Here is a 15,242-nt window from a genome sequence, read left to right as displayed (position 1 = left end):
TATATTCACTATTAAAAGGTTATTCAAACAATACTTTAATGCCACACGAACTGGCCACATCAAGCTCCAGCTTAGCTCCTTTACTCAATTCCCATCCTTGTAGCATATAGATAAAATTACAATCCAGTAACAGACGGATGTCCGCCCGCATGTGCTCTCTCCAGTGCGCTTCATCCGGCAGTCCGTTTTTGAATGGATTCACCGGAACGAACCCCATAGCACGCAATCTGTTTTCAGCATCGAGGAACGCACCTTTGCGCTCATCGATATTGTAGTGGGCTATTGCACCACTGATGTAAACTTTGTCTTTTTCCATATCACTTCTTTTTGATGTTGACTTTACAACTTGGATTCCATATCAGCACATTACGTGCAAACAAGACATCACCCGTTTCTATTACGACATGACCGGGCGTTTTCGCTCTTCTCACTTTCAGGTCACTTTGAATGTTTCGCTCCAGCCAGTCATCCAATACTGCCCGGCTGGAATTTCCGTCCAGCAGGATCTGGAACTCTTCCGTTCCGGTGTAGCTTTCAAAAGCCTTTTCGTTATTATCCATAATCACTTTGGTAAATTATTACTTGTTTGAATGATTCCGTCTTCCCATACCACATAATAGCTTCCCGGGTCTCCAATGGCGCGTCCTTGACAATAAGCTTTATAACCGACCACCCGAATCTTCATATCACAGATATATTTCAATCTTACTGCACCGCCACCCATCGGCTGGCTCTTCTTTTCCTGGCTGATCCAGATGAAACATTTCTTCGGAAAGGTTTCCATCAGTTCCACAGCCTGCGGATAGTCCCATCCGGCCACCTGGAAGGAATCAATGATGATGAACTTCGGGCTTTTCGGTTTTTTCAGTCGGGCAATCACTTCCTCCAGGCTACCTTCTGTCACCACGCGAAACTTACCCTGCACCTCATTCATCTTCAAATAACCCATACGCCGTTGGAAACTTTGGTTGATTTTCTCTTCGTAACTCATGTACAGCACCGGCCCATAGTTACACAGTTCCTTTCCAAGCTGCATTACAAAGCTGCTCTTCCCGCTGGCACTGGCACCACTGATGAACCACGAAGCGTTCTCTGCCGGAAACCCGAAAGGTTTGCTCCATTTCTCATTCCACGGCAGAGTAACCCATTTCTTGGCAGCTATTTCCTTCGGACTGTACGCACGCTTCATTATTCCGCTGTCATTTTAAGTTTTTCAATCTCAGTATAGACTCTTCTCAAACCACCGCGTGTCTTCCGTACAATCTGGGCTATATCAGCACCTGCCGGGGCATTTACCTTGGCCACAATACGTGCCTGGTTGTTCAAGAACTGTTCGCGTTCCTTGCCATCATCCGGAGTCACCTTGCTGTACCGGTCACCATAACGGCTCAACATTTCGGTATAACCCACCTTCTTGCATTCTATGGAGCGGTTGATTTTCTCTTTCAATCCGTCTGCCCCCATCATGTACCATGCGCAGCAGCGTTCAGTGGCATTCCACAAGGCCTTCAGTTCAAGGAAAGCTTCATACTGCAGGTCGCCTGCTTCATCGAGGATGATAAGCGGGGTTTCCATAGAACGGAGGTAATATACCAGATCTTCATACACATCAGAATACTTTCCCTTACTGTCCACACCAAACTCTGCAGCAATCTTGCGTACCAGCTTCAATTTGGTCTTTACCTGCGAGCAGTCGATATAAACGGCATTCTTGTGGCTCTGCACATAATAACGTGCCGTGAAAGTCTTGCCGATATTGGGCATGTCGCACAAGATACCCGACAGGCTGGACTGCTGTGAAAACTCCAGCTGGGCTGTGATATATTCAAATGTCGGGGTCTTGGCTGCTTTCCATTCCATTTCACCACGGAGGTTCACCCCTAATTTGCGGGCAATGCTTATCCAGTTGGCATCGCTCAGGGCTTTGTCTGTCTGTCCGTTTTTGATTGCACTGTACACAGACGTACTGATGCCCAAGGAGGCAGCATGCTTGGCATCACTGGGATAGTTCACACGGTTGCCGGCTATCGCTGCTATAATCTTCTGTTTTTGCGCTTCTGTAATCATAATTCTAACGCTGTTTTAATGTTGTTCTAATTCTGTTCTTACATATCACTGATGGCTCTCATTGCTTCGCTTATTCCGGAGTGCCATTCATAATCAGATTCCGGATCTGCCGACAAATCGGCTGGCAAATCATCGGATAGTTCCACCGGGGGAAGTTCCAGTTCCTCTTCCGGATCATCCGTTGGCTGATCGGGTGTACCGGTGCCCACCTTGCCGATGGCGTGGTCTTTGAGGTATTTGCTGAAATGACTTACAATCTTAGCCTGCTCTGTATAGGCAGCCCGGTCTTCTTCGGTCTGTTCTGCCATCACCCGGTTGTAAGTCACTACCGGACGAACCTTGTCAAGGTAGCGGTCGTTCTGGTACAGGAAGACATCCGTAGGCTTACCCTCTTCATCCGGCAGATAGTAAGCCGTCACCTTGCGGTTGTTTGGTTCCAGCTGCTCCAGCACTTCCGGACCGCTCAGCCACCAGTCCGCATTTGCCACACGTACTGTGGAATTTCTACGAATACTGGTATCTACCTTTTCTCCGATATATCTGCTCAAAGTCAATTTATCAAGCGGTCGAAGGGTCGGATTGATTTTGGCAACGAGCACATCCCAACGGGTCATTCCGGGATATTTCTTCTGATTGGGGTGAAGCGTATTATTCCATTCTTCACAATCGCGACGGTCATCCGCCACAAGCTCTTCAAACGTATAATACTTTTTGTCTTCCCAGGTGTGGTTGCTGCTGTCGCTCACTTTCTTCTGATCCACCCGCCGTGCACCCTTACCATACCAGCGGCCAATGCCTTCATGGTTCTTATGTGCTATGGTTGTCTTGAACGCACCGTTCAGGGGTTCAGAATATTTCTCCTGTGAGTTCTGTGGAGCACAGAAATGCACAAACTTAAATACCTCACCTGCCTTCAGAAATCCTCCTTTATACTTGCTCATCAAGTGCTGCTCCACCTCAATACCGGCTGGAATACCCCATCCGTTGCGTTCGATGAGCCGGAACATATCACGGAAACAGTCCACTACCAAAGCATCATCCTTATCCCGTCCGTAGGCCAGCCCGATACGGCACTGGCTCACCACATCATAGGCATAATAAGCATGCACATACTCGCCGCCTTTCATTCGGCGCGGCAAATCCACGTCATCCATCGTAATTTGTGACAGAGAAAAATCACCGCCATGACGATGCATGTGAGGCATTTGCTCATGATAGAACTCCATACGCCCACGCAAGGCTTTCTCTATCAGCAGCTGGTTTGCCGGGTTGTTCAGAATGTTCCGGATAGTGCTTTCGCTCAGTTCTTTCGGTTCCCCGTTCTTATCCGTAAAGTTTTCCGGATTGAATATCTCCCCTGTTTCCAGATCCCATACTTCCAGCTCACCGCATACAAACGACAGATACATTTCATGCACATCACTGCCGTATGGTTGGTTGGGAAGTACTTTCAAACTCATCACCAGGCGTTCGTCCATGTGAGTTACCTTCCGTTTGTTCTGGTTGCCGAATTTTCCGGTTATCAGACATTCGTAACCGTACTGCTTGTATTCGTTCACTTTCTTGCGGAAACGCAGGGTACTGGCAGGAAGGTCATGACCAAAGTCTTCGCGTAAGGTCTCGATGGTAGTGGCCATCATGTCCCAGTTATATTTTTCACCCATCAGTTTGCGGTAATCGTTGCTTCTGTTATAAAGCTTGATACAAGTATTCAGAACTGAAGCATTCACCGCATATTTCCGGGCAAGTTCGTCCGTAGCTCTGTTGCTGGAAGAATGGGAGGCCCAATCCAAGAAATAAGCTACTGCAGCCTGATCCAACACATAGTTTGACAGTATCCAGTGGCGAAGTGCCTGCTTTGTTCCTCCGGGGTTGTCTTCCTTTACCCGCTCCAGGCACTCGGTAGGCAGACTATTGAGGGCGACCAACGCGCAATTTCCAGCAGCACCTCCACCACGGCGCACCACCTTGATACGGCCACGGTTCACCCAATTGTCATAACAGGACTTGGTGATATAGCCTTTATCTATGAGCTCGCGTGCAGAAATACACTGTATGTTACCGTAATACACCAACATAGTCACCTCCTATCTCAATGCCGATGCAAACGCTTGGATTTGGTTAATATCAGCAACCATCACATGCTCGTAAGTCTTCACCGTTTTCCCCTTGAAAATTACCTGCCCACTGCCGTCTTTACGGTCAAGCTCTATTAAGGCACCGTTCGGACAGTACTGACGCATCACATTGTCATAATCATGGAAAGTCTCTATTTCCGGAATAACAACCATCACAATACCGCCACGGTCCATGGCCAGCTTACGGATCTTTGCAGAAAGTTCGGAGTTGCCACGACGGTCATCAAACCGGATAGCGTTATAAACAGTCTTCTCTGTCACGTTGAGCGCCTTTGCGATAAAGTCGCGGTCAGCTTTCGTAATGTGAATGTACCTCTTGTTCATATCTCACTTATTTTAATGATTAATATTGGAGGGAGTCCGGGGAATCGAACCCCGGCGCAAGAACCATGCACTCCCGTGTGTCTTTCCACACCGTCACCCGTCTCTTAACGCCTTCCGGGTTGTCACGCTGGGTTATCCTGAATCTATTTGCCTTGTTCCTCTATCATCGAAAGGACAACCTTTCTGTCTTCATCCCAAAGCGGAAGCCCCAATTCGATGGTCCGTTTCACCACTTCCACCTCACCGACCAACCTTACCGCTTGATTGCGAAAATCGGTATCATCATACGCATGCGCCTTGCCAATCAGGAAGTCGGTCAGATTGCCGATAACTTCCTTTTGCCGTTCACATTTCATCTCATAGTTCAGCACCCGCACATGAACATCACGGATAATCCGGCTGTCCCCATGTTTCTTGAAATCTTTGCAGAACTCATCCTTGTTCATCGAAGTGTTCAGATAAACCGCATGGATGTAATCAAAATCCTCTACTGTAGGGGTTATCCCCGTCCGTTCCATAAATTCTTGCTGTGTCATAAACTCACTTATTTTATTGTATTATTCTGCATCTTCAATTTTGAAAGAAAAGCACTTATCCGCCAATACTCTTTTTACAAAGTCTAAGTCGTATCTATCAGCCGAAAAGAAAACTGCCTGATAATCCACACTGGGATAAGCCTTGATTGCTGTTGTATCTACCATCTTCTTGACCAGCCCGTAAAGAGTTTCGGCGGTCTCAGCTGTTGCTTGGGCTATAATTACTTTTGCTTTCATTTTCTTTAATCCTTAAAATTCGCTAATCACACGCCTTTTTTGTATATTTGGCGCGGTGTTCCTTTTTGAACACGCTGCAAATATATAGAATATTTTCGACACTAAAAAGTTTTATGTAGATAATTTACGATTTATGGCGAACATTTCCGACAGGATTGCAATCCTAATTAAAGAAAAAGGTATCAGTACAAGGGCGCTTGAACAAGCTATTGGGTGCTCAAATGGAGTAATTTCAAGATGCATCAGCAAAGGAACAGATATATCAAGTTTATGGGTGTCGAAAATTATCGAAATACATAATGATATAAACCCTACCTGGTTACTTACAGGGAAAGGTGATATTTACTATAATACATCATCTACAACAACACAAACAACCGAACTCTCCTCTCTCCTTGCCTTAATTCGCGAAAAAGAAGAAATCATCAGGGAACAAGATAGAGAAATCGGACGCTTAGAGGAACGAATCCGGCAAATGACAATCGAAAAGGAAAAACATGTATCGGATGCGTCCATTTCCGGTACTGCAAATGTCGGGTAGGCGGATTTACTGTTACCATACACCAGTGATGGGAAACGAAGCGTACCCCCTATCACCCCCCATGATGTCCCCCTCCCAAGCAATCCCCCTCCCCTACCTTCATATATGGGTATAAAAACACTGATATTTGGGCATTTAAGAACTAAAGCGTGAAAAATGATAGGTTTTTAGGGGGGGGCTATCAAATAAAAAACAAGGGGTATTTTTAAAATTGTGGTATTTTAGCATGTCTGTATCGCACACCGCCAAAACCCTATTTTGAATGTCCAGTTCTATAAAAGTGAATGTCCACTTTGAATGCCCACCTGAATGTCCAGCGTCAAAAAAGACCGATTTCAAGCACAAAAAAGGGGAGGTATAACCACCTCCCCACACCGGATCATTCTAAAGCCGTTTTTATTGCCTTTTTAGCCACTTATTATTCGTCTGATACATTTCCACTACGCCCGCAAGAAATGAGCGTAGATTGCTTTATTATAGCCTTTTTGGTGCATACAGTCCCGTTACCAGATAATCCTGCATGAAGCAGATAATTCTTCGTTGCGCCCACCTGTTCTGCCGTCAAAACAGTATAAATGGCCGTTATACTACTAAAATACCAGTCTTTCCGCTTTGTTCCTTCTATTCTGTGTGTCAAATGTATATGTATTACCTTTGCCATAACTAATAATATTTTGTCGCAAAAATACCAAATAACTATTATATGGAATAATTTAAGTAACATTATATCAAATAATCGGGTACAAAAAAAGCAGCCGCAGCTGCCAAGCACTCCCCCACCCTAATCAATCATGTAAGCCCTATGTAAACCCAATTAAACTTATCTGCAAATCCGTATGCCCGAAAAGCATCTAAATGTAGCTGCAAATTAAACCCACGTAAACGTTTCGTTTTGCAGAGCCACCCACCCATATTCCGCACAACCATTTGTATATCAACCGATTTAGACACATTTTCGCTCAAACCTCAATATACGTTTCGTTCTGTGCCCCATACAACCCGCACACGTTGGCAGAAAAATGAAAAAAAGTCCGTCCGGCTTGCAACTTTTTGCACAAGTCGTGCGTCTAATAGCGAAAAAACAAGCATAAATCAAAAAAGAGAAAGTCGTGATACAACTTAAAGACATCAACAAGACCTACTACAACGGAGCGCCGCTCCACGTCCTGAAGGGCATCAACCTGGACATCGCCAAGGGAGAGTTCGTATCCATCATGGGCGCATCGGGGTCGGGAAAGTCCACCTTACTTAATATATTGGGCATACTGGACAACTACGACACGGGCGAATACTACCTGAACGGCACGCTCATCAAGAACCTGAGCGAAACGCGCGCCGCCGAATACCGCAACCGCATGATAGGCTTCATCTTCCAGTCGTTCAACCTCATCTCGTTCAAGAACGCGGTGGAGAACGTGGCCCTGCCCCTGTTCTATCAGGGCGTGAGCCGCAAGAAACGCAACGCCCTGGCGCTGGAATACCTCGACCGCCTGGGCCTGAAGGACTGGGCGCACCACATGCCCAACGAGATGAGCGGCGGACAGAAGCAGCGTGTGGCCATCGCCCGCGCCCTCATCACCCGTCCGCAAATCATCCTGGCCGATGAGCCAACCGGCGCCCTCGACAGCAAGACCTCGGTCGAAGTGATGCAGATCCTGAAGGACCTCCACCAGACGGGCATGACCATCGTCGTCGTGACCCACGAAAGCGGCGTGGCCAACCAGACGGACAAGATTATCCACATCAAGGACGGCGTGATAGGCACCATCGAAGAGAACCTGAACCACGACGCTTCGCCTTTCGGGCGCGACGGGTTCATGAAATAAATTGAAAATGGAGAATGGAGAATGGAAAATTCCCCCATTCTCAAATCACAAATCACAATTATCACAATTATCAATTTTCAATTCTCAATTCTCATGATTGACCTTTGGCAAGAAATATACGGCACCCTGCGGCGCAACAAGCTGCGCACCTTCCTGACGGGTTTCGCCGTGGCATGGGGCATCTTCATGCTCATCGTGCTGCTGGGCGCGGGCAACGGCCTCATCCATGCCTTCGAGCAGAACTCCATGAACCGCTCGCTCAACTCCATCCGCATCTTCCCCGGCTGGACCACCCAACCCTACGACGGCCTGAAGGAAGGACGGCGCATCGAGCTGGACAACCGCGACATAGAGGACACTGAAACGAAGTTCCGCGAAAACGTGACCAGCGCAGGCGCCACCCTGCAACAGGGAAGCGTCAACATCAGCTACGGGAAAGAATACGTCAACCTGTCGCTGATGGGTGTGTATCCCAACTATGGCGAAACGGAGACGGTGGAAATCACCTCCGGACGCTTTGTCAACCAGACGGACCTGAAGGAACGCCGCAAGGTCATCGTGCTCCACCACAAGTCGGCCGAAATCCTCTTCGGCAAAACGCACACCGATCCCATCGGGCGGTTTGTCAACGCCGGCGGTGTGGCCTATCAGGTAGTGGGGCTCTACAACGACTCGGGCGACCGCGAGCCGAACCAGGCATTCATCCCCTTCAGCACCCTGCAGACCATCTACAACAAGGGCAACAAGCTGAACAGCATCATCTTCACCACCCGCAACCTGACCTCCATCGAGAGCAACGAAGCCTTCGAGAAGGAATACCGCCGCGTCATCGGCGCCAACCACCGCTTCTCGCCCGACGACACGAGCGCCATCTGGATATGGAACCGCTTTACCGACTACCTGCGCACCATGAACGCCATGGGCATCCTGCGCACGGCCATCTGGGTCATCGGCATCTTTACGTTGCTGAGCGGCATCGTGGGCGTGTCGAACATCATGCTCATCACCGTGCGCGAGCGCACCCATGAGTTCGGCATCCGCAAGGCGCTGGGTGCCAAGCCGGCTTCCATCCTGTGGCTCATCATCGTGGAGAGCGTCGTCATCACCACCCTCTTCGGCTACATCGGCATGGTGGCGGGCATCGGCGTGACGGAGTGGATGGACAACACCTTCGGCAACCAGACGATGGACGCCAGCATGTTCCAAGCCAAGATGTTCAGCGACCCGACGGTGGACCTCCGCATCGCCATACAGGCCACGCTGACGCTCATCGTAGCCGGCACGCTGGCCGGGTTCTTCCCTGCCCGCAAGGCCACGAAAATCAAGCCGATTGAGGCATTGAGGGCGGATTAATGGAATGGAGAATGGAAAATGGATAATTGAAAATCAGGCATTATGAAAATAGACAAAGATACCTGCGAGGAAATCCTCGTCACCATCACCCGCAACAAGACGCGGAGCCTGCTCACGGCCTTCGGCGTATTCTGGGGCATCTTCATGCTCGTGGCCCTCATGGGAGGCGGCCAGGGCATGGAGCAGGAGTTGCGCAAGCAGTTCGAAGGTTTCGCCACCAACTCGGGATTCCTCTTTGCCCAACCCACGGGCGAAGCCTACAAGGGCTTCCGCAAGGGCCGCTACTGGGAACTCGAGATAGCCGACGTGGAACGCATCGGCAAGCTGGACAAAATAGAAATCGCCACACCCTCCATCGCCAAGTGGGGCAAGACGGCCATCTACGAAGGCAACAAGTACGATTGCAGCGTCAAGGGGCTCTACCCCGACTACGAGCAGATAGAGCATCAGGAAATCACCTACGGACGCTTCATCAACGACGTGGACATCCGCGAGGCGCGCAAGGTGTGCGTCATCGGCAAGCGTGTCTACGAGAGCCTCTTCCCCAAGGGAGGCGACCCCTGCGGCAAGTATGTGCAAGTGGACAGCATCTATTACCGCGTGGTGGGCATGTGCTCGTCCGAGGGCAACGTCAACATACAGGGACAGGCTTCCGAAGCCGTCACCCTGCCCTACACCACGATGCAGAAGATGTACAACCTGGGCAACACCGTGGAGGTCATCTGCTTCACCATGAAGCCGGGCGTGAAGGTGGCCGACGTGGAGGAGCAGGTGAAACAGACCGTCAAGACGCCCCACTACATCTCGCCCGACGACCAGCAGGCGGTGATGATGCTCAACGTGGAAGCGATGTTCTCCATGATGGATGCCCTGATGACGGGTGTGCACATCCTCATCTGGATGGTGGGGCTGGGCACGCTCTTTGCGGGAGCCATCGGCGTGTCGAACATCATGATGGTCACCGTGCGCGAGCGCACCACCGAGATAGGCATCCGACGAGCCATCGGGGCCCGTCCGCGCGACATTCTCCAGCAGATACTCTCCGAGAGCATGGTGCTGACTACCGTGGCAGGCATGGCGGGCATCTCGCTGGCCGTGCTGGTGCTCCAGGTGCTCGAGGCGGCGGCCAATCCGCAGGGTGTCGTCGAGACGCACTATCAGGTGAGCTTCGGCATGGCCGTGGGCACCTGCGTGCTGCTCATCGCCCTCGGCGTGCTGGCGGGCCTCGCGCCGGCCTATCGCGCCATGGCCATCAAGCCGATAGAGGCGATACGCGACGAATAGCCGTTTCACCTCCGATTCACTCCATCTTACTATAGAAACAATAACAAAAAACATATCCGACATGAAAACAAGAAAGATTCTGAAAATCGCGTTGCTGGTCATCGTGGCCGGCATCTTCATCTGGACCTTCGTGTTCCTGTACCAGAAGTCCCAACCCGAAATCACCCTCTACGACACCGTCCGCCCCGCCGTGGCCGATCTGGAGAAGACCACCGTCGTCACCGGCAAGATAGAGCCGAGAGACGAAGTCCTCATCAAGCCTCAGATATCGGGCATCATCGAGGAGGTCTACAAGGAAGCCGGCCAGAAGGTGAAGAAAGGCGAAGTGATAGCCAAGGTGAAGGTCATCCCCGAACTGGGTACGCTCAACGCCGCCGAGAGCCGCGTACGCCTGGCCGAGATCAACGGGCGCCAGGCCGAAACCGACTTTGCCCGCCTCGAGAAGCTCTATGCCGACAAGCTCATCAGCTCCGAAGAGTACGAGAAGGGCGAAGTGACCGTGAAGCAGGCCCGCGAGGAGCTTCAGGCCGCCAAGGACAACCTGCAGATTGTGAAGGAAGGTATCACGCAGAACAGCGCCTCCTTCTCGAGCACTCTGATACGCTCCACCATCGAAGGCCTCATCCTCGACGTGCCTGTCAAGGTGGGTAACTCGGTCATCATGAGCAACACCTTCAACGACGGTACGACCATCGCCACCGTGGCCGACATGAACGACCTCATCTTCCGCGGCAACATCGACGAAACCGAGGTGGGCCGTGTGAGCGAAGGCATGCCCGTCAAGATTACCATCGGCGCCCTGCAGGACCTCACCTTCCAGGCCAAGCTTGAGTACATCGCCCCCAAGTCGACCGAAGCCAACGGTGCCAACCAGTTCGAGATCAAAGCGGCCGTTAGTGTTCCCGATACGGTGGTCATTCGCTCGGGCTACTCTGCCAACGGCGAAATCGTGCTCGAACGTGCCAGCCAGGCCCTCGCCATCCCCGAAGGATGCGTGGAGTTCAAGGACGACAGCACCTTTGTCTATGTGCTCACCGATAGCGTGCCCCAGCAGGTATTCCGCCGCCAACCCATCGAAGTGGGCATGAGCGACGGCATCCAGATAGCCGTCAAGAGCGGCATCACCGACAAGGACCTGATACGCAACAACACCAAGAACCAGGAAGAAGAAGACTAACCCCTAAACCCCTACCCGTACAGATATGAACAGACTATCCGCCATAGCCGCCCTGGCCTGCCTCGCCGCAGGCCTCCAAGCACAGGAGACGTGGTCGTTGCGCCGGTGCATCGAACACGCCATCGAACACAACATCGACATCCGCCAGGCTGCCAACATGGCCGAGCAGAGCGCCGTCGAAGTGAACACCGCCAAGTGGGCCCGCCTGCCCAACCTGAGCGGAGGAGCCAACCAGAGCTGGAACTGGGGACGTACGCAGACCGCCGTTCCCGACGAGACGACCGGCGACTACTCCACCGTCTACGTCAACACGGCCAGCAACGGCACCAACATGCAGCTCTCTACCAGCATCCCCCTCTTCACCGGCCTCGAGCTGCCCAACCAGTATGCCCTGGCCAAGCTGAACCTGAAGGCCGCCACCGCCGACCTCGAGAAGGCCAAGGAAGACATCTCCATCAACATCGCTTCGGCCTATCTGCAGGTGCTCTTCAACCAGGAGCTCCACGAAGTGGCCCTCGGGCAGGTGGAACTGAGCCTCCAGCAATGCAAGCGCATCGAAGGACTGGCAGGCGTGGGCAAGGCTTCGAGTGCCGAGGTGGCCGACGCCAAGGCCCGCGTGGCGCAAGACCGCATGACGGCCGTGCAGACCGAAAACGACTACCGCCTCGCCCTGCTCACCCTGAGCCAGCTCATCGAACTTGAATCGCCCGAAGGCTTCGTGCTCGAGTCACCCTCTACGGCCATCAGCCCGTCGCCCGTCACTCCGCCCGACGAAATCTATCAGACCGCCCTCACCGGCAAGGCTTCCATCCAGGCCGCCCAATACCGCCTCGAAGGAAGCAAGCATAGCATCCGCATCGCCCAGAGCGGCTATTATCCGCAACTGAGCCTCAACGGAAGCCTGGGTACGAGCTACTACTCCACCATCAACCGCACCTTCCGCCAGCAGATGGGCGACAACTTCAGCAAGTACGTGGGCGTGAGCCTCAGCGTTCCCCTCTTCAACCGCCTGGCCACGCGCAACCGTGTGCGCACCGCCCGCCTCCAGCAGGAGAACTACGCCCTCCAGCTGGACAACGCCAAGAAGACGCTCTACAAGGAAATCCAGCAGGCCTGGTACAACGCCACCGCCGCCGAGAGCAAGTACGCCAGCAGCCATGCCGCCGCCCAGGCCAGCGAAGAGTCCTTCCGCCTGATGACGCAGAAGTTCGAGAACGGCAAAGCCAACGCCGTGGAGTTCAACGAAGCCAAGCAGAACCTGATGAAGGCTCAAAGCGACGAGCTGCAGGCCAAGTACGACTACCTGTTCCGCACGAAGATACTGGACTTCTACAAGGGAGTGCCCATCGAATAAATGTAAGGATTCATAACTTCTCCGCGAAAGCAGAGAGAAGAAAAGTTTTCAGCCCGCCTTGAGCGGGCTTTTCTGTTGGTTTCAAACATTGGGGGCTTATGTTTCAAACATAGACCCCGAATGTTTCAAACATAAGCCCTCTGAGGTTCAATCCCATTTTCCGCCGGACGGGGAGCGGAACGGCGCTTCGCCCGCATTCTGTCCGATATATTTACTGCGCCAGCCGGATACCGTCGGCCTCCAGCACCACCAGACGCTTCTTGTACAGGTCGCCCACGGCCTTCTTGAACACCTTCTTGCTGACGCCGAAAAGCGCATAGATTTCTTCGGCCGGACTCTTGTCGTTGAGCGTCGTGCGCCCGCCATTGCTACGGATGTGCTCTAGCAGCACGGAGGCAAAGTCTTCCACGCCCGCCTGACCCATCTTCTGCAGGGTAAGGTCTATCTTGCCGTCTTCGCGCACCTGCTTCACGTAGGCCTTCAGCTTCATGCCCGCATGCAGGGGCTGGAAAATCTCGCTCTCGTAGAGCAGGCCGCTATACTTATTATCTATAATGGCCTTGAAGCCCAGGTCGGTCTTCTGCCACACCAGCACCTCCACTTCCTGGCCGGGTTTGTAGTCGGCCTTCTCCTTCGAGAGGTAGCGGTCCACCTTGGCCGAGGCCACGATGCGGAAGCTCTCGTCGTCCAGATGCACGTGGACGATGTACTTCCTGCCCACCTCCATCTTCATCTTCTGCTCGCGAAAGGGCACGAACAAGTCCTTCATCAGCCCCCAGTTGAGGAAAGCGCCATACTGGTTGATCCACGACACCTCCAGGCAGGCAAACTCTCCCACCTGCGCCAGGGGCTTCTGCGTGGTGGCCACCAGCCGCTCCTCCTGGTCGAGGTAGATGAAGACTTCGAGCTCGTCGCCCGGCTTGCACCCCTGGGGAACATAACGCTTGGGGAGCAGAATTTCGCCTTCGATTCCCCCGTCCAGGTAAAGGCCGAAATCGACTTCCTTCACCACCCGCAACGTGTTGTATTTACCTAATTTTATATCCATAACACATCTTTTTAGGCAAAGGTACGGATAACAGACCACATTTCAAGCAAAAGATAACTTTTTATATGCACAAATCTGCGAGAAAAACCGTATATTTGCAGAGCAATTCTGAAACAGATTTGTTTATTCACCTTTAAATAACAAGATTATGGAATTTCTTACAAATGAAAAATTGACTATCGTCGGTGCCGGCGGTATGATTGGTTCCAACATGGCTCAGACAGCCATCATGATGCGTCTCACTCCGAACATCTGTCTGTACGATCCGTACGCTCCGGGTTTGGAAGGTGTAGCAGAAGAAATGTTCCACTGCGGTTTCGAAGGAGTGAACCTCACGTTCACTTCCGACATCAAGGAAGCCCTGACAGGTGCCAAATATGTAGTATCTTCAGGTGGTGCTGCCCGCAAGGCCGGCATGACTCGTGAAGACTTGCTGAAAGGCAATGCTGCCATTGCCGAAGAATTCGGAAAGAACGTAAAGGCTTACTGCCCCGACGTTAAGCACGTGGTAGTGATCTTCAACCCGGCCGACATCACCGGTTTGATCACCCTGTTGTATTCCGGTTTGAAACCTTCTCAGGTTACTACACTGGCCGCTTTGGACAGCACCCGTCTGCGTAGCGAACTGGCCAAGCACTTCAACATGTCTCCGGACAAGATTGAAAACTGCCGTACATACGGTGGCCACGGCGAGCAGATGGCCGTATACGCTTCTACAGCCAAGGTTGACGGCAAGCCGTTGCTCGACATCATCGGTACTCCCGAGCTGACCAAGGAACAGTGGGCCGAAATCCAGACAAAGGTTACCAAAGGCGGTGCCAACATCATCGCTCTGCGCGGCCGCTCTTCTTTCCAGAGCCCGGCATACGTTTCCATCGAAATGATTGCTGCCGCTATGGGTGGCAAGCCGTTCCGCTGGCCGGCAGGTACGTATGTACACAGCCACGGTTTCGACCACATCATGATGGCTATGGAAACTGAAATCACCAAGGACGGCGTTCACTACAAAGAACTGAACGGTACGCCCGAAGAAGAAGCCAAGCTGCAGGAAAGCTACAAGCACCTCTGCAACCTGCGCGACGAGGTGATCGCTATGGGCGTTCTGCCTGCCATCGACCAGTGGCACAGCATCAACCCGAACATCGACTGATACTGAAATCGATCATAATGAAAAGGTGTCTCCCCAGCGGAGGCACCTTTTTTTTATATATTTTTCCACGAAAAGGTTTGCAGTATCAAAAAAAAGGCTTACCTTTGCACCCGCAATCGCAAGAAAGCAACTTGGTGCCATAGCTCAGTTGGTAGAGCAAAGGACTGAAAATCCTTGTGTCCCCGGTTCGATTCCTGGTGGCACCAC

General features: G+C 51.9%; 17 protein-coding genes and 1 tRNA gene. 8 read left to right on the top strand and 10 right to left on the bottom strand.

Going from position 1 to position 15,242, the window contains the following annotated elements:
• Window positions 1-19: 19 nt before the first annotated feature.
• The 8 genes from RDO88_RS13210 to RDO88_RS13175 form a co-directional block, all read right to left on the bottom strand.
• On the bottom strand, window positions 20-316 hold the full coding sequence (locus RDO88_RS13210; protein ID WP_195642072.1) for a DUF4406 domain-containing protein: 297 nt from the start codon (window positions 314-316) through the stop codon (window positions 20-22).
• 1 nt (window position 317) lies between these two features.
• Entirely contained in the window at window positions 318-560 is a 243-nt protein-coding gene (locus RDO88_RS13205; protein WP_195642071.1) for an RNA polymerase subunit sigma, read from the bottom strand.
• A gap of 2 nt (window positions 561-562) precedes the next feature.
• Window positions 563-1,189, bottom strand: coding sequence for an AAA family ATPase (locus RDO88_RS13200; protein ID WP_149935343.1), 627 nt, complete (start codon window positions 1,187-1,189; stop codon window positions 563-565).
• Window positions 1,189-2,067, bottom strand: coding sequence for an AAA family ATPase (locus RDO88_RS13195; RefSeq protein WP_117911338.1), 879 nt, complete (start codon window positions 2,065-2,067; stop codon window positions 1,189-1,191). The genes RDO88_RS13200 and RDO88_RS13195 overlap by 1 nt, the downstream gene beginning before the upstream one ends.
• Window positions 2,068-2,105: 38 nt before the next feature.
• On the bottom strand, window positions 2,106-4,145 hold the full coding sequence (locus RDO88_RS13190; RefSeq protein WP_307759801.1) for a hypothetical protein: 2,040 nt from the start codon (window positions 4,143-4,145) through the stop codon (window positions 2,106-2,108).
• A 9-nt stretch (window positions 4,146-4,154) separates the two neighbouring features.
• Window positions 4,155-4,529, bottom strand: a complete 375-nt coding sequence (locus RDO88_RS13185; protein ID WP_307759800.1) for a hypothetical protein — start codon at window positions 4,527-4,529, stop codon at window positions 4,155-4,157.
• 143 nt (window positions 4,530-4,672) lie between these two features.
• Window positions 4,673-5,065, bottom strand: a complete 393-nt coding sequence (locus RDO88_RS13180; RefSeq protein WP_307759799.1) for a hypothetical protein — start codon at window positions 5,063-5,065, stop codon at window positions 4,673-4,675.
• Window positions 5,066-5,086: 21 nt separating this feature from the next.
• The gene (locus RDO88_RS13175; RefSeq protein ID WP_117615990.1) at window positions 5,087-5,302 is read right to left on the bottom strand and encodes a DNA-directed RNA polymerase subunit beta; all 216 of its coding nucleotides are present in this window, start codon (window positions 5,300-5,302) and stop codon (window positions 5,087-5,089) included.
• Window positions 5,303-5,435: 133 nt separating this feature from the next.
• Between RDO88_RS13175 and RDO88_RS13170 the strand changes: the two genes are divergently transcribed.
• Window positions 5,436-5,843: a hypothetical protein gene (locus RDO88_RS13170; protein ID WP_278531186.1), complete on the top strand. Its 408-nt coding sequence runs from the start codon at window positions 5,436-5,438 to the stop codon at window positions 5,841-5,843.
• A 418-nt stretch (window positions 5,844-6,261) separates the two neighbouring features.
• Here the strand turns inward: RDO88_RS13170 and RDO88_RS13165 are convergent, their stop codons facing one another.
• Complete coding sequence (locus RDO88_RS13165) at window positions 6,262-6,504, bottom strand: hypothetical protein (protein ID WP_307759798.1); 243 nt, start codon at window positions 6,502-6,504, stop codon at window positions 6,262-6,264.
• 448 nt (window positions 6,505-6,952) lie between these two features.
• Here RDO88_RS13165 and RDO88_RS13160 point away from each other — a divergent pair, with 448 nt between their 5' ends.
• The 5 genes from RDO88_RS13160 to RDO88_RS13140 all read left to right on the top strand — a co-directional run bounded on the left by RDO88_RS13160 (window position 6,953) and on the right by RDO88_RS13140 (window position 12,837).
• On the top strand, window positions 6,953-7,669 hold the full coding sequence (locus RDO88_RS13160) for an ATP-binding cassette domain-containing protein (RefSeq protein WP_307759797.1): 717 nt from the start codon (window positions 6,953-6,955) through the stop codon (window positions 7,667-7,669).
• A gap of 93 nt (window positions 7,670-7,762) precedes the next feature.
• The gene (locus RDO88_RS13155; protein ID WP_307759796.1) at window positions 7,763-9,022 is read left to right on the top strand and encodes an ABC transporter permease; all 1,260 of its coding nucleotides are present in this window, start codon (window positions 7,763-7,765) and stop codon (window positions 9,020-9,022) included.
• Window positions 9,023-9,064: 42 nt separating this feature from the next.
• Window positions 9,065-10,306 (top strand): ABC transporter permease, encoded by a 1,242-nt coding sequence (locus RDO88_RS13150; protein ID WP_307759795.1) that lies wholly within the window; start codon window positions 9,065-9,067, stop codon window positions 10,304-10,306.
• 61 nt (window positions 10,307-10,367) lie between these two features.
• Window positions 10,368-11,483: an efflux RND transporter periplasmic adaptor subunit gene (locus RDO88_RS13145; RefSeq protein ID WP_307759794.1), complete on the top strand. Its 1,116-nt coding sequence runs from the start codon at window positions 10,368-10,370 to the stop codon at window positions 11,481-11,483.
• 25 nt (window positions 11,484-11,508) lie between these two features.
• Window positions 11,509-12,837: a TolC family protein gene (locus RDO88_RS13140; RefSeq protein WP_307759793.1), complete on the top strand. Its 1,329-nt coding sequence runs from the start codon at window positions 11,509-11,511 to the stop codon at window positions 12,835-12,837.
• Window positions 12,838-13,048: 211 nt separating this feature from the next.
• Here the strand turns inward: RDO88_RS13140 and RDO88_RS13135 are convergent, their stop codons facing one another.
• The gene (locus RDO88_RS13135) at window positions 13,049-13,885 is read right to left on the bottom strand and encodes a S1-like domain-containing RNA-binding protein (protein ID WP_307759792.1); all 837 of its coding nucleotides are present in this window, start codon (window positions 13,883-13,885) and stop codon (window positions 13,049-13,051) included.
• A gap of 148 nt (window positions 13,886-14,033) precedes the next feature.
• On the opposite strand from RDO88_RS13135, the gene RDO88_RS13130 reads away from it, so the two are divergent.
• Both RDO88_RS13130 and RDO88_RS13125 read left to right on the top strand, forming a co-directional pair.
• Entirely contained in the window at window positions 14,034-15,035 is a 1,002-nt protein-coding gene (locus RDO88_RS13130) for a malate dehydrogenase (RefSeq protein ID WP_307759791.1), read from the top strand.
• Window positions 15,036-15,168: 133 nt separating this feature from the next.
• Window positions 15,169-15,241: transfer RNA gene (locus RDO88_RS13125), tRNA-Phe, on the top strand.
• The last annotated feature ends 1 nt before the right edge of the window (window position 15,242 follow it).

This window comes from uncultured Mediterranea sp. (assembly GCF_902493215.1).
Classification (GTDB): domain Bacteria; phylum Bacteroidota; class Bacteroidia; order Bacteroidales; family Bacteroidaceae; genus Bacteroides.
The sequence above is the reverse complement of the archived record's forward strand: the minus strand, read 5'-3'. Positions and strand labels throughout refer to the sequence as shown.

What these genes read in the sequence shown, in the direction of transcription:
- RDO88_RS13210 (WP_195642072.1), bottom strand. Translation starts at nt 316, where the DNA reads ATGGAAAAAGACAAAGTTTACATCAGTGGTGCAATAGCCCACTACAAT.
- RDO88_RS13205 (WP_195642071.1), bottom strand. Translation starts at nt 560, where the DNA reads ATGGATAATAACGAAAAGGCTTTTGAAAGCTACACCGGAACGGAAGAG.
- RDO88_RS13200 (WP_149935343.1), bottom strand. Translation starts at nt 1,189, where the DNA reads ATGAAGCGTGCGTACAGTCCGAAGGAAATAGCTGCCAAGAAATGGGTT.
- RDO88_RS13195 (WP_117911338.1), bottom strand. Translation starts at nt 2,067, where the DNA reads ATGATTACAGAAGCGCAAAAACAGAAGATTATAGCAGCGATAGCCGGC.
- RDO88_RS13190 (WP_307759801.1), bottom strand. Translation starts at nt 4,145, where the DNA reads ATGTTGGTGTATTACGGTAACATACAGTGTATTTCTGCACGCGAGCTC.
- RDO88_RS13185 (WP_307759800.1), bottom strand. Translation starts at nt 4,529, where the DNA reads ATGAACAAGAGGTACATTCACATTACGAAAGCTGACCGCGACTTTATC.
- RDO88_RS13180 (WP_307759799.1), bottom strand. Translation starts at nt 5,065, where the DNA reads ATGACACAGCAAGAATTTATGGAACGGACGGGGATAACCCCTACAGTA.
- RDO88_RS13175 (WP_117615990.1), bottom strand. Translation starts at nt 5,302, where the DNA reads ATGAAAGCAAAAGTAATTATAGCCCAAGCAACAGCTGAGACCGCCGAA.
- RDO88_RS13170 (WP_278531186.1), top strand. Translation starts at nt 5,436, where the DNA reads ATGGCGAACATTTCCGACAGGATTGCAATCCTAATTAAAGAAAAAGGT.
- RDO88_RS13165 (WP_307759798.1), bottom strand. Translation starts at nt 6,504, where the DNA reads ATGGCAAAGGTAATACATATACATTTGACACACAGAATAGAAGGAACA.
- RDO88_RS13155 (WP_307759796.1), top strand. Translation starts at nt 7,763, where the DNA reads ATGATTGACCTTTGGCAAGAAATATACGGCACCCTGCGGCGCAACAAG.
- RDO88_RS13150 (WP_307759795.1), top strand. Translation starts at nt 9,065, where the DNA reads ATGAAAATAGACAAAGATACCTGCGAGGAAATCCTCGTCACCATCACC.
- RDO88_RS13145 (WP_307759794.1), top strand. Translation starts at nt 10,368, where the DNA reads ATGAAAACAAGAAAGATTCTGAAAATCGCGTTGCTGGTCATCGTGGCC.
- RDO88_RS13140 (WP_307759793.1), top strand. Translation starts at nt 11,509, where the DNA reads ATGAACAGACTATCCGCCATAGCCGCCCTGGCCTGCCTCGCCGCAGGC.
- RDO88_RS13135 (WP_307759792.1), bottom strand. Translation starts at nt 13,885, where the DNA reads ATGGATATAAAATTAGGTAAATACAACACGTTGCGGGTGGTGAAGGAA.
- RDO88_RS13130 (WP_307759791.1), top strand. Translation starts at nt 14,034, where the DNA reads ATGGAATTTCTTACAAATGAAAAATTGACTATCGTCGGTGCCGGCGGT.